Below are 14,465 nucleotides of genomic sequence, written 5' to 3'. Positions count from 1 at the left end.
AACCAATGAGCGAGATAAAAAATGAACGTACTGCCATCATTCTTGGACTTTGTGCGGTATTACTTTGGTCAACGGTTGCCACTGCTTTTAAACTTACATTAGCGCAGTTTAGCCCAATTCAAATGCTAGTAATCGCAAGCATTGTCTCCGCCGTCACATTACTGTTTATTTGTAGCTATCAAGGAAAGCTTAAGCAAATAGGCAACGTCTTTTTAAGTAATCCTTGGTTTTTCCTTTTACTTGGGTTAATCAATCCATTCGCCTATTACTTAATATTATTTAAAGCCTATGAGCTTTTACCTGCCTCTCAAGCCCAGCCTCTCAATTACAGTTGGGCAATTACATTAACTTTAATGGCGTCGATTTTTCTCGGTCAAAAAATTCGTCGTCAAGATTGGTTCGCATGTGGTTTAGGTTACTTTGGCGTTTTGGTGATCGCAACGAAAGGTGATTTATTCGCACTTAATTTTGATAGCCCTCTTGGCGTTACTCTTGCCTTATTATCCACACTTTTATGGGCCTCTTATTGGATCCTCAATACGAAAAACAAATCTGATCCTGTCGTAGTAGTATTGCTTGGTTTCTTAGTGTCATTGCCATTTTCGGCTAGCTTGGCTTGGTATGAAGGTCATTCATGGAGCCAGATTACTTGGCAAGGTTGGATGGCAGTTTCTTATGTTGGATTGTTTGAAATGGGGATCACTTTTGTCTTATGGTTAAGTGCATTAAAGTTAACGTCTAATACTGCTCGTATCAGTAACTTTATTTTCCTTTCGCCTTTTATTTCATTGTTACTACTTTCTCAAATTATAGGCGAAACAATCTATCCATCGACAATTATTGGCTTAGTACTTATTTTAATTGGTTTGATAATTCAGCAAATAAAATTTAAACGAAATGAAGCGTTCCGATAAACCTTATTAATTGCATTGATATATTATGGATGTTGGGTTTTATTATATGATTTATTTTTTAGCAAGAAACTGCTGTAATTCGGCAACTGAGAATCCTTGATCTTTCATCTCTTGCGCAATCTGTTGGATGTGTTCATCTTCACGTGATTCTAAAACTGCTTGAAATTGATAAATAATATCTCTTAGGTTTTCTAGCGGTACTTGTTTAGCGGCACTACGAATTCGTTCTTGGCTTTGGTTTCCCAATCCAGCCAGTAACTTTCCATACATAACTTTTTCCGGGCTCTCTTCTAGCTGCTCTAAGATTCGAGCCATTTCATAAGTGGTCATAGACATAAGTGATTTGATTTTCCAGAGTGGGATATTTTATATTTTTAAGCTCTTAAATATACGCTTCCTATGATTTTTGGCAAATGATATTCAGCACATAAAGCCCCTTACTTATATTGATGTTTCATTTATTACCAAAGACAAAAATATCGTTATCAAATATGGTTTCACGTGAAACCTGCAAACGCTCTCTTCAAATTGGGAACATAAACTTAAAGGATGTATTTCAGAGGCTATTTTTCTTTATACTTCACTTTAACAATCAAAAGTTAATGTTAATATTAAACTGTATCTCAACAATGACAGTAATAAAAAATGCCTACAATGTCGCACATTATATTAAGGATAAAACATGTCTCGCCATATTTCAGATCGTATTCAAGCTTTACGCCAATGGTTGGTTACCAATAATTTAGATGCCATCATTATTCCTCACGAAGATGAATTTCTCGGCGAATATATTCCCGAACATAATGAACGCCTCGCTTATATCTCAGGGTTTGTCGGTTCAGCAGGTGCAGCCATCATCACTCAAGAGCAAGCAGCGATTTTTGTCGATGGTCGTTATACGATTCAAGTGACTAAACAAACACCAAGTGAGATTTTCTCTTACCATCATTTAATACAAGAGCCACCACTAACTTGGGCAGCCCAAAACTTAAAAAAAGATGCCCGCTTAGCCATTGATCCTAAAATGCACTCAGCGACTTGGTTTGAAAAAGCATCGCTACAAGTGTCTGGTAATTTAAACATGATCAGTGTCGATCAAAATCCGATTGATATTATTTGGCAAGATCGCCCTGATCCGATTGAATCCACGATGCGATTAATGGATCTTGAATTAGTAGGTCAATCAAGTGAAGTAAAACGTCAACACATTGCCGACACCCTTCTACACACCAATACCGATGCTGCGCTTCTTACCCAATTAGATTCTATTTGCTGGTTGCTCAATATTCGCGGGTTAGATGTTTCTCGTCTGCCGGTACTATTAAGTCATGCCATTATTCATCAAGACTCAAGTGTAGATTTCTTTATTGCCGCTCATCGTATTCCTAGTGACTTCACTCAACATGTTGGTCCAAATGTACGAGTGCATGAACCGCAGGATCTTGAGAATATTTTAGCCACTCTCGCCAATAAAAAAGTGCTGGTTGATCCCAATACCAGTAACGCATGGTTTACTCTAACCTTACAAAAGCATAATGCCATTATCCATCCTGCTGCCGATCCATGCTTGCTCGTTAAAGCTTGTAAAAACTCAGTCGAAGCACAAGGGATGATCAATTGCCATATACGTGATGGTGTTGCCATGGTGAACTTTCTAAGTTGGCTAGATAAAGAAGTGGAACAAGGTCAACTGCATGATGAAGATGTTCTAGCGAGCAAACTTCAATACTATCGCGAACAAGACCCAACGCTTGCTGACTTAAGTTTTGATACCATTTCCGCCGCTGGCAGTAATGCAGCGATGTGTCATTACAACCATGCTGATCAGCCTGAATTTGGTAAACTCTCTCTCAACAGTTTATATCTTGTGGATTCAGGTGGCCAATATCAAGATGGCACTACGGATATCACACGTACTGTCGCTATTGGGCAGCCAAGTGACTTTATGAAGCAACAGTTCACCTTGGTACTAAAAGGTCATATTGCTTTAGCAAGTGCACGCTTTCCAAAAGGCACGACTGGCAGCCAACTTGATATCTTAGCTCGTCAATTCTTGTGGGCAAAAGGTTACAATTACGATCATGGTACCGGTCATGGCGTGGGCCACTTTTTAAGTGTACATGAAGGGCCACAACGTATTTCCCCTGCTTACAACGGCGTAGCTCTGCAAGCGGGCATGGTGGTTTCCAATGAGCCGGGTTATTACCGTACAGATGAATTTGGTATTCGTATCGAGAACTTAGAACTGATTGGTAATGTTGAGTCTGATGGCGATCTTGAATTACTTGGTTTTCGCTCTTTAACTCGTTGCCCAATTGATACTCGAGCCATCAATATTGATATGTTGAACCGCCCAGAGTTAGCTTGGTTAAACGATTATCATCAAAAAGTGTGGAGCGATTTGAGTCCTCTGGTTGAAGGCGAAGTGAGAGCGTGGCTCAAACAAGCGACCGCCCCTTTGTCTTATGCCGCAAGTTAAGGGTTAGCAAAACATAGCTAAACTAGTACGGAATAAGCCAGTACTGTTTGAGTAGACAAAAATAAAAAGGCCCACAATGAATGTCAATTGTGGGCCTTCAGTTTATGTTTCACGTGAAACATAAAGATAAAATTGAAGCACTAATTAGCCAGAGTATGCATGATGCCAATCCATCCATACTGCTTCATAACCACGAGATTTCACCGCTTCTGCTACCGATGCAGCAGAACGCTCATCACTAATCGCAAACTGCTCAAGCTCAACATCATCATTAGCATAACCACCTGGCTGTGTTTTTGAGGCCGCCGAAATGCTAGTAATTCCCAAACCTAAAACATTGTCGCGAAACTCAGGTGATTCACGAGTCGATAATGACAATTCCACTTGTGGATTAAATAAACGATAAGCGCAAATAAGTTGTACCAGTTGTTTATCTGACATTACAGATTTTGGCTGAACACCACCTTCACATGGCCTTAATCGTGGAAAAGAAATCGAGTAACGACTTTGCCAATACCGCTTTTCCAAATAGTGTAAATGACTGGCAGCAAAGAAACAGTCGGTTCGCCACTCTTCCAACCCGATTAATGCACCAATACCAATTTTATCTATTCCTGCTTTCGCCAATCGGTCTGGCGTATCTAACCGATAATAAAAGTCTTGTTTATTGCCACGTAAATGATGCAAGGCATAAGTCGATGGATGATACGTTTCTTGGTACACCATCACCGCATCCAAACCGAGCGTTTTCAATTCAGCGTAATCATCTTGGTCAAGCGGTTGAACTTCCATCGCAAGATAACTGAATGATTTTTTAATCAACGGCAACATTTGTCGAAAATAATTCATACCAACTTTGGTTTCATGCTCGCCGGTCACCAATAGGACACTATCAAATTTCATTTTTTTGATCGCCGCTATCTCATCACTAATTTCATGCTGATCTAGCGTTTTACGTTTAATTCGATTGTCCATGGAAAAACCACAATAGCTACACGAATTAGCACAAAGATTAGAAAGATAAAGCGGAATATAAAACCCCATCGCATGACCAAATCGTTGACGTGTTAACGCATAAGATTTTTGTGCCATTTCCTCTAAATAAGATTCAGCCGCAGGTGAAATTAGCGCTTTGAAATCTTCTAAATCACACTTTGACTTAGCTAAAGCGCGTTCAACATCCTGCGCGGTTTTACTGTAAATCGATAGCTTAATACTATCCCAATCCAATTTTTTAAATTCATCAATATAACTCATTACAAGCCACCTAAGATAAAAATGCCGTTAATGGACTGGAAGCTATCGCTTTTTGACTCGCGCCTGCTAGCCCTGAGCGGTAAGCTAATCGCCCTGCTTCTACTGCATATTTAAATGCTCTTGCCATCATAATTGGATCGCTAGCAGCAGCAATAGCGGTATTGACTAATACCGCATCTGCGCCTAATTCCATCGCTTGGGCAGCATGTGAAGGCGCACCAATTCCTGCATCAACAATCACAGGAATGTTGGCTTGCTCAATGATAATTTCTAAGAAATCTTTTGATGCTAAGCCTTTATTCGATCCAATAGGTGAACCGAGTGGCATCATGGCAGCGCAACCAACTTGCTCAAGATGGCGACAAAGAACTGGATCGGCATGACAATATGGTAGCACCACAAAACCAAGTCGAACCAACTCTTCTGCCGCTTTTAATGTTTCAATCGGGTCAGGCATCAGATACTTAGGATTGGGATGAATTTCTAACTTTAACCAATTGGTTCCGAGCGCTTCACGAGCCAATTCGGCTGCCATGATCGCTTCTTTGGCATTTTTAGCACCAGAAGTGTTCGGTAATAGGTTAATTTTGGCTTCTATTAATGGCTGTAAAATATCATCATCTTGATTATGTATATTGACGCGCTTTAACGCCATCGTAGATAACTGAGAGCCTGAAACTGCCAATGCTTGAGACATCGTGTGTTTATTGGCAAACTTTCCGGTTCCGGTGAATAAGCGGGAAGAAAATACTTTATCCGCAATCACAAGAGGATCAGAGCCGAAAGTATCAGACTCGATACTGAGATTTGAACTTTGATAAGATGGTTGAGTATTCATAAAATTAGCCCCCGGCAATTGCTTGGAAAAGTGAAATATCATCACCAGCATTAACATGCACTTCATGCCAACGTGATTTTGGAACAATATTATTATTTACCGTGATGGCTATATTCTGAATCTCAATCTTGAGATCTTGGATTAGTCCTTTCAGAGAAACCGGCACATCCAATGCGATGGCTTCTCCATTAATCATTACATTCATCTTCTTTCCTAAGAATTTGAACGCGTTCCCTTCAACTTATTTACTCATTAAAATAGTCACAATAATCTCAGTCATCGGTTATTAATGACCATATTTTATCTGTACCCAAAGTAGTTGCAGTGAGGCGACAAGCAAGTGAAGCCCCATGAGCTTAGTTCAACTAAGTGAGTGGGGTGAACGAGCATCGTCAACAAAGCTGCAGCTTCAAGTAAGACGGGTAGATAAGTGACTACAAATAGGGCACGAAGGATCCACGCTAATGTTAAATTTTTGCCAAGTTAGTGATTGCCCATCAAAGAGATTGAGAACATTCGGTTTTAACTTGGCGTTTTGAGTAATGAGCTTAATCGCTTCTAGTGCCTGTAAATTGCCTAACGTTCCAACTACTGGGCCGATTACCCCATTTTCAGAACATTTCAATCCAGCACTATCATCTTGATACGGCACCGCGCAGTGGTAACAAGGCTGCTTACTTTGTCTAAAATCAAAAGTCATTAACTGACCGACCCAACCAATAGCTGAACCGGAAATCAATGGCGTACCCGATTCAACACAAGCCTTATTAACCGCTTGGCGAGTGGGAAAGTTATCGCTGCAATCGAGTACTACATCCGCCATCATCACTTCTAGATTTAACCTATCGTCTTCTAAAAATGACTCAACACTGCGTACTTTATTACTCGAGTTCAATTGCTTGATTTGATTAACCGTTGCTTTCGCTTTATTCACACCAATATCGAGTTCACGATAAATGACTTGGCGTTGTAAATTCGACGATTCAACACAATCACCATCGGCAACGACGAGCTGACCTACACCAGCAGAAGCAAGATATAAGGCGACCGATGAACCCAATCCACCACATCCAACAATCAGTACTTTACTGGCAAGCAATAACGCCTGCCCCGACTCCCCGACTTCAGGAACCATAATTTGACGTTGATAGCGTTGAAACTGTAAATCGTTCATAAGTAGCCTTTTAAAAAATTAAGCTCAAATCCAATTATGCTGATTCAGCAATACACGCCTCATCCGTTTGCATAATTTGCGCAAATAAGTTGATGGCTAATTGTATATCAGGAGCTTGAGTAATGGCACGCACAACGGCCAAACTCGTTACACCACACTGCCAAACTTGCTGAGCATTGGATAAATCTATTCCACCAATCGCAACCGTTGGCTCACTTGGTACTAGGCTACTGATCATTTCTTGATATAAACGCAGCCTAGTCAGCCCTTGTGGTCTTGATACCATCTGTTTAGTTGGCGTGGGGAAAATATGCCCAAGCGCAATATAGCTAGGGTTGAGTTGTGCCACTTTTAGGATTTCATAGTAACCATGTGTTGATAAACCTAATCGTAAACCTGACCGTTCAATCACTCTTAAATCTGCGGTAAGTAGATCCTCTTGCCCTAAATGCACACCATAGGCTTTATGCTTAACGGCAAGTTGCCAGTAGTCATTAATGAAAACTTGCGCATCATGCTCACGCCCCAGTTTTATCGCTTGCTCAATTTGCCACTCTAAGTCACTTTGATCTGGGTCCTTAATGCGTAACTGAATTGTTTTCACTCCAAATTTGAGTAATGTTTCAATTTGAGTAAAGTCAGTCACCACTGGATATAAGCGAAATTTATCTCTTTCTAACTCAGCAAAATCAAACAAAGACTCTTGAATACTCTCCCACTGAAACTGAAGTTCTAATTCCTGCTCTACCCGATCATTCACCAATAAAGGTACAGGAAATAAGAAGCGCTCTTGTGGCCATGTTTCACGTGAAACATTCAACCCTGCATCTGCTGAATTCAATGTTTCTGACGATGACATATGAGAATGCGATACAGCCGCTCGCGCTAAAGTTAAGGCATCTTCCAAAGGAAAGTCCAAACTAAGACAAGCAAAGAACCAGGCAAAATGACGATGTGGCTCTAGCTGTATTTTCTGCGCTGAACGTAAAACGCAAAACTCGGATTCAGTATTAAGCCAAATATCATGATGTTCACCATGAAATAGTGCATCAATATAAATGGTGTTTTGATTCAACACTGCCGGCAGTGAAGCGCCATCTAAATACACTAAGTGCCGAACTTCGCTTTGAGATAGACTTGAGTCTAATTCATTTGATATTAGCTCTAACTCCTCCTCAAAAGCAGGAATAGGAGCATTCAATTGCACCGAAAATATCTTGTCTTCAATACCATCGTGATAAATAAAGCCACCACTATCACTGTCGCTTACTTGAATATGATCAGTGGCAAATCCGACTTGGTTAGCCGCACTTAAGCATTGCAAGAATATCGTTTTGATATCCTCATACTGCGGTGGAAATTTAATCTTAATCATTCAACCTCCTGCTCCGATTTTTCAGGCTGATGAGATACCGCCGGATGGTATAACTCCGATCCGCTAGCTAGGAACTCAGCTGATTTTTGTCTCATCCCTTCTAGTGGATCATCTAGCATCTTGATATTAATCGCCTGATCCGCTGCGACTTGTTTGGTATCTTTTGCGTACTCTCGTACTTCTTGAGAAATTTTCATCGAGCAAAATTTAGGTCCACACATCGAACAAAAATGCGCAACTTTTCCAGACTCTTGCGGCAGGGTTTCATCATGGAAAGCCAACGCAGTTTCAGGATCGAGCGATAGATTAAATTGGTCATGCCAGCGAAATTCAAAGCGCGCTTTCGATAAGGCATTATCTCGGATTTGCGCACCCGGATGACCTTTAGCTAAGTCCCCAGCATGCGCGGCTAATTTGTAAGTTATTAAACCAGTTTTAACATCTTCTTTGTTTGGCAATCCAAGATGTTCTTTAGGCGTGACGTAACACAACATCGCGCAACCAAACCAACCAATCATGGCCGCACCAATACCCGAAGTAATATGATCGTAACCCGGTGCAATATCGGTTGTCAGAGGGCCTAATGTATAAAATGGCGCTTCATGGCAATGCTTTAATTGTTCATCCATGTTCTCTTTGATCATATGCATAGGCACATGTCCTGGGCCTTCAATCATTACTTGCACATCATATTGCCACGCCACTTTGGTTAGCTCGCCCAATGTACGTAGTTCAGCGAATTGCGCTTCATCATTCGCATCTGCAATCGATCCGGGGCGCAAACCATCACCCAAAGAAAGAGCCACATCATACTTAGCACAAATCTCACAAATCTCACGAAAATGGGTATAAAGGAAACTTTCTTGGTGATGTGCTAAACACCATTTAGCAATAATAGAACCACCGCGAGAAACAATACCAGTCACGCGTTTAGCGGTCATAGGTACATAACGAAGCAGTAAACCGGCATGAATAGTAAAGTAATCCACCCCTTGCTCGGCTTGCTCAATCAAGGTATCGCGCATCACTTCCCAGTTAAGATCCTCTGCGACACCATTCACTTTTTCTAATGCTTGGTACATTGGAACCGTACCAATCGGCACAGGGCTATTACGCAAAATCCACTCACGGGTTTCATGAATATTACGTCCGGTAGACAAGTCCATTACCGTATCGCCACCCCAACGAGTTGACCACACGAGTTTTTCGACTTCTTCTTCAATCGATGATGACACCGATGAGTTACCGATATTGGCATTCACTTTAATTAAAAAGTTACGGCCAATGATCATAGGCTCAGATTCTGGGTGATTAATATTAGAAGGAATAATCGCACGCCCTTCTGCTACTTCTTGACGTACAAATTCAGGCGTGATTTCCTTGGGTAAATTAGCGCCAAAGTTATTACCTGGATGTTGTTGGTTCATTTGTTCATCGGCAAATTTCTGGCGACCCATATTTTCTCGAATCGCAATGAACTCCATTTCAGGAGTGATAATGCCTTGTCTCGCATAATAAAGTTGAGTGACACACTGGCCAGATTTAGCTTTACGAATTCGGGGTAAATTGCCATAGCGAAGATCATCTAAGGTTTCATCTTCAAGTCTTTCTTTGGTGAAAGATGAACTGACATCCACTAAAATTTCGGTATCACTGCGCTCTTCTATCCATTGTTCACGCAATTTCGGTAGGCCGGTGTACAGGTCGATTTGATAATCAGGATCGGTATACAAGCCAGAAGTATCGTAAACTTGGATGGGTTCATTCGGTTGAAAGACCGGATTTTTTTTACCGCCACCAATTAAGCTATCCGCTAGCGAAATTTCTCGCATTGGGACGCGGATATCAGCGCGGCTACCTTCAATATAGGTTTTCGATGAATTGGGATAAGGTTGAACAGATAAAGACTCAATGAAATTTTTGGCTTCCATTCGAGCTTGTTTGCGACTTGACGACATAGCATTTTCCTTTAACTTTTTGAGTTAGGGCTCCCAAGGGAGTAAATGCTTGACGGATTTTAATGCACAAGAATGCAGATCTGCGATGTAAAAACACAGCTACATTTATAGAGGGGTAATATGGATTACTCTTCTCTCGTTCCCTACGCAGGTATTATCCTGATCAGGTTCACGGATCCCGCAATGACGCGGTCTCAGCCTTATGGCACTCCGACAAGTAAAAAGTAGTATAGACGATAACGAATTTATAACAATATTAAGCTTAGTTTTTAATCAAAAAATGGAAGCCTATCCACGCAGCAGAAATACTCAAACCGACATTCAACAACACGTTTAAGCCCATTTTGAAGAAAGCGCCTTGCTGCATAAGAAGAACATTATCCATTGAAAAAGTCGAAAATGTGGTGAATGCACCCAGAAAACCTAAGCCGATAATCAGTCGCCAAGGAGACTCCGCTACCAATTCATTTTCCATTGCTGCGATTAATAGCCCCATTATAGCCGAGCCGACCACATTGACCGTGAGCGTCCCATATGGAAAACCTCTTCCGAGTAACAAGATACAAAGTTCGGAAACTAAATAACGCGAACACGCACCAACAGCCCCACCTAAGGCGATATAACTTAAAATCATCAACTGACCCATAATAACCGAAAAACATAATATAACTTGCACATACAATTGTAATACCAGATTAATGTATAGAAAGCAGATCTCAAGTTTTAACTTTTTTCTACCTCTAATCCCAGAACATTCGCAACATCTTGTAGCTCTTCTAGCGATTCCAAAAACAACAATGCATTAGAATCATCAACCGCTAAATAAAAACTGTTTGAACCATCAAGTGCCGTAATGGTGATCGCATGAATATTCTCCACTTTATCCGTCACTACTAACCCACCAATCGCAATGCGAACTTGGCCTTGGTAAATTTCAATTAATGCGCCCTGCTTAGTTTTAAACTCACCCATCATGATTTTTTCTTCCTTCCTTTAATCTATAAGCCATCTAAAATTGCCCTTAACTTAAGCGGTTTAACTGGCTTAGCAAGCAATTTAAATCCTTCATGTTGAATCATTTGACTGACTTCAGGCGATCGATCGGCGCTAATAATAACACCCTCAAACCCATCGCCCAATTGATTACGTAAATGCAATAAAACCTCTAACCCTGTCCATCCATTATCTAAATGGTAATCAGAAAAAACCACTTCGGGGTACCAGTCATTATCCATCGCTTGCAGGCTTTGTTGTAAGTTAAGCGCGGTTTTCACTTCGCAGCCCCAACGATCCAATAATGCTTCCATGCCTAATAATATTTCGGATTCGTTATCAACACACAAGACTTTAATATTAGCTAAAGGCGCGTGAGGCGGTGTTGGTATTAAACTTGGTTTTTGGGGAAGTAATATACCAACATCTAATGTAACGGAAAATACCGTACCTTTGCCCGGCCAAGAACGCAGTTCAACTCGATGATCCAACAAGCGAGCAATACCTCTGGCGATCGCCAGTCCTAAGCCTAAACCTTGATCAGCTCGATTTTGATCCACACGCGTGAACTCTTCAAAAATTTCACTTTGTTGCTCATACGGAATACCTATACCATTATCCCATACCTCAATTTTGATCTGTGGATCTTGGCTATGCCGATGAAGATGTCGAACACCCAAAACCACTTTGGCTTGCTTACCTTCCTTTTGACTATAGCGGAAAGCATTGGTCAGTAAGTTTTGTAATATACGGCGTAATAACTTAGGGTCGGATTTCACCACAACACTTGAAGGGATACGATTAAATTCTATTTTTTGCTGAGTGGCTAAGGCACCAAACTCTGCGTCTAAATTATCGATCACCTCATGTAATGCAAAGCTTCTTATTTCAGTCGGAACGTTGCCCGACTCTAAGCGTGAAATATCCAACAAATCTCCAATCAAATCTTCAGCCGCACCTAAAGCGCTTTCAATATGAGAGGAAAATTGTTTGGTATTTTGATCTTGTGCGGTTTCAGTCAATGAAGATGCAAATAAACGCGCAGCATTGAGAGGCTGCATTAAATCGTGACTCACTGCCGCAAGTAATCGGCTCTTTGACTGCAACGCATGTTCAGCACTTTGATTAGCAGAAACCAACTGAGTATTTAAGATTTCTAATTCTTGAGTACGGACGTGAACGCGATCTTCTAATGTTTCATTCGCTTCTTTAAGAGCCTGCTCAGCACGGCGAAAAGCGGTAATATCAGAGAAGCTCATCACAAAACCACCGCCTGGCATTGGATTGCCTTGTACTTCAATAACTTGTCCGTCATCACGAACACGCGAAGAAGTATGCTTAGTACCTCGTTCTAAATGCTTTACCCGGCGACTTACATGGCTCTCAGGATCACCGGGACCACACAATCCTTGTTCGGCATTGTGGCGAATAACATCAGCAATTGGCCTTCCGACTTGAATCAACCCCGGAGGGAATTCAAATTGCTCTAAATAACGCTGATTCCAAGCCACTAATCGAAGCTGCTTATCCACCACGGCAATACCTTGGCCAATATGCTCAATCGCGCCTTGTAATAAACCTCGGCTAAAATCATATAACTCCGAGGCTTCGTCAACAATCGCGGCGACTTCTTCAAGTTGCATATTACGGCCCTGCAGCGCAGAAGTAAGCACTAACCTCGAAGAAGATGCACCGAATACTCCTGCTAACACTCGCTCAGTATGACGGATCAATTGTGCGGAAGCTTGTTGCTGTGGCATCAAGGTCTGTTGCTGCTGTTTCCAAAATAATTGAAAGGCATGACGAGCTCGTTTACGTCCCACAAATCGAGAGGCCAGCATCTCCAACTCAGCGACGCTCACTCGACTTTGATATAAGCTTACATCTTCATTTTCAGGTAATGGAGTTCCGACAAATGAAGCCGCTTGTAAGCGCTCACTTAGGCTAGAGCGTGTAATTAAAGAGACTAATATATACGCTAACGTATTAACAATAAGACTGAGCGCCATTCCCCAATCCGAAGCTTTAAGCTTTAAAAGCTGCAACCATTCTGGGGGGGCTAACAACCACAGCAACAAATTGGTTTTATCACTGCCGGCCAACATATTCGTTTGCAACATTAAGGTCGCGAGCCACACCAGCATTCCAAACAACAAACCCGCATAGACTCCTTTACGGTTACCTTTACGCCAATACATTCCCCCTAAAACCGCGGGAGCAAATTGTGCGATTGCCGCAAAAGAAAGCAAACCAATCACCGACAATGACGATACGCGATCTAACACTTGATAAAAGCCCCATGCCCCTAACAGCAACAATGCAATCAAGCCTCGCCTTACGTTGAGTAACAATCCCGATATCTGCTTTGGTTTCGCATTAGAAAGGCGCATACGGCGTAACAACATCGGCCATACCAGATCATTAGAAACCATAATAGTCAGCGCGATGGTGGAGACGATAACCATGCCACTTGCCGCTGAAGTGCCACCTAAATACGCCAGCAAAGCGATAGTTTCCGAACCAACGCTTAAAGGTAAATTAATCACATAAGCATCGGCGCTCGTACCAGGAAGGAAATGCTGCCCTGCCCACGCGACTGGCAGTACAAATAATCCCATCAAGAATAAATAGACAGGAAAGACTCGGCGCGCGGTGTGTAAATCACGCGCTTGGTCGTTTTCGACAATGGTGGTGTGAAACTGACGCGGCAAGCAAATAATCGCCGCCATCGTTAGAAGCATATGAATAACAAGAGTAGGAATATTGGGGGACTGATAATATTGCTGAGCAAGTTTAGGCAGCGAAATATCTGGCGAATTGATGATCATCATCACCACAAAGACACCCACCAATAAAAAGGCCACCAGCTTAACGATCGATTCAAACGCAATCGCCATCATAATACCCCGATGATGCTCGGTGTTATCAATATGACGAGTGCCAAAAAGAATAGTGAACATAGCCATCACACCCACCACAAACCAAGAGACTTGTAGATCTTGATAGCCAAGGTAATCCATTAAATTAGGGGCAACTAAATCTAACCCCATGGTGATTCCGCGTAGTTGCAGTGCAATGTACGGCAAGATCCCAACCACAGCAATTAAGGTCACCGTAATGGCTAAACCTTGTGACTTTCCATATCGCGCAGCAATAAAATCAGCAATAGAAGTAATATGTTCGCGCTTGGTAATTAAGATTAAGCGCGCGAGGATACGCCAACCAAAAGTGAAAACGAGAATAGGTGCAAGGTAGATAGGAAGAAATGACCAAAAATCTAAACTGGCTTGGCCAACCGTGCCAAAGAAAGTCCATGAAGTGCAGTACACCGCGATCGATAAACTGTAAACCCAAGGTCGCCATTTAAATAACCAACTTTTTTGACGATCACCATACCAAGCAATTAAAAACAATACGCCTAAATAGGCTAGTGATACGGGAATTACAATCCATCCTTGCATAACACCTCGGTTCCGC

At 41.7% G+C, this 14,465-nt stretch carries 12 protein-coding genes and 1 riboswitch; of the genes, 2 read left to right on the top strand and 10 right to left on the bottom strand.

Going from position 1 to position 14,465, the window contains the following annotated elements; all coding sequences use genetic code 11:
* Positions 1 to 5 precede the first annotated feature (5 nt).
* The gene (locus FH976_RS08855; RefSeq protein ID WP_194090505.1) at positions 6 to 914 is read left to right on the top strand and encodes a DMT family transporter; all 909 of its coding nucleotides are present in this window, start codon (positions 6 to 8) and stop codon (positions 912 to 914) included.
* 51 nt (positions 915 to 965) lie between these two features.
* Here the strand turns inward: FH976_RS08855 and tsrA are convergent, their stop codons facing one another.
* Positions 966 to 1,250 (bottom strand): H-NS-like global regulator TsrA, encoded by a 285-nt coding sequence (gene tsrA / locus FH976_RS08850; protein WP_194090504.1) that lies wholly within the window; start codon positions 1,248 to 1,250, stop codon positions 966 to 968.
* Between the two features lie 346 nt (positions 1,251 to 1,596).
* Here tsrA and FH976_RS08845 point away from each other — a divergent pair, with 346 nt between their 5' ends.
* A complete protein-coding gene (locus FH976_RS08845; RefSeq protein WP_194090503.1) occupies positions 1,597 to 3,393 on the top strand; it encodes an aminopeptidase P family protein in 1,797 nt (598 codons plus the stop codon).
* Positions 3,394 to 3,537: 144 nt separating this feature from the next.
* On the opposite strand, the gene thiH is transcribed toward FH976_RS08845, so the two are convergent.
* From thiH to FH976_RS08800, 9 genes are all read right to left on the bottom strand, one after another.
* Entirely contained in the window at positions 3,538 to 4,650 is a 1,113-nt protein-coding gene (gene thiH, locus FH976_RS08840) for a 2-iminoacetate synthase ThiH (protein ID WP_194090502.1), read from the bottom strand.
* A gap of 10 nt (positions 4,651 to 4,660) precedes the next feature.
* Positions 4,661 to 5,488 carry a thiazole synthase gene (locus FH976_RS08835; protein ID WP_194090501.1) on the bottom strand — a complete coding sequence of 276 codons (828 nt, stop codon included), beginning with the start codon at positions 5,486 to 5,488 and terminating at the stop codon, positions 4,661 to 4,663.
* Between the two features lie 4 nt (positions 5,489 to 5,492).
* Entirely contained in the window at positions 5,493 to 5,693 is a 201-nt protein-coding gene (gene thiS / locus FH976_RS08830; RefSeq protein WP_194090500.1) for a sulfur carrier protein ThiS, read from the bottom strand.
* Positions 5,694 to 5,897: 204 nt separating this feature from the next.
* Positions 5,898 to 6,662 carry a HesA/MoeB/ThiF family protein gene (locus tag FH976_RS08825; RefSeq protein ID WP_194090499.1) on the bottom strand — a complete coding sequence of 255 codons (765 nt, stop codon included), beginning with the start codon at positions 6,660 to 6,662 and terminating at the stop codon, positions 5,898 to 5,900.
* A 34-nt stretch (positions 6,663 to 6,696) separates the two neighbouring features.
* Positions 6,697 to 8,037 carry a thiamine phosphate synthase gene (thiE, locus tag FH976_RS08820; RefSeq protein WP_194090498.1) on the bottom strand — a complete coding sequence of 447 codons (1,341 nt, stop codon included), beginning with the start codon at positions 8,035 to 8,037 and terminating at the stop codon, positions 6,697 to 6,699.
* Positions 8,034 to 9,995: a phosphomethylpyrimidine synthase ThiC gene (gene thiC / locus FH976_RS08815; RefSeq protein ID WP_324187419.1), complete on the bottom strand. Its 1,962-nt coding sequence runs from the start codon at positions 9,993 to 9,995 to the stop codon at positions 8,034 to 8,036. Before thiC ends, thiE begins: the two co-directional genes overlap by 4 nt.
* A gap of 123 nt (positions 9,996 to 10,118) precedes the next feature.
* Positions 10,119 to 10,218: riboswitch (TPP riboswitch) on the bottom strand.
* Positions 10,219 to 10,257: 39 nt separating this feature from the next.
* A complete protein-coding gene (crcB, locus tag FH976_RS08810) occupies positions 10,258 to 10,641 on the bottom strand; it encodes a fluoride efflux transporter CrcB (RefSeq protein WP_194090497.1) in 384 nt (127 codons plus the stop codon).
* A 77-nt stretch (positions 10,642 to 10,718) separates the two neighbouring features.
* Positions 10,719 to 10,970, bottom strand: a complete 252-nt coding sequence (locus FH976_RS08805) for a hypothetical protein (protein WP_194090496.1) — start codon at positions 10,968 to 10,970, stop codon at positions 10,719 to 10,721.
* Between the two features lie 23 nt (positions 10,971 to 10,993).
* Positions 10,994 to 14,449, bottom strand: coding sequence for a hybrid sensor histidine kinase/response regulator (locus FH976_RS08800; protein ID WP_194090495.1), 3,456 nt, complete (start codon positions 14,447 to 14,449; stop codon positions 10,994 to 10,996).
* Positions 14,450 to 14,465: the final 16 nt, after the last annotated feature.

This window comes from Vibrio hibernica (assembly GCF_015223435.1).
Classification (GTDB): domain Bacteria; phylum Pseudomonadota; class Gammaproteobacteria; order Enterobacterales; family Vibrionaceae; genus Vibrio; species Vibrio hibernica.
Note: the sequence above shows the minus strand (reverse complement) of the source record. Positions and strands in the feature narration are given on the sequence as shown.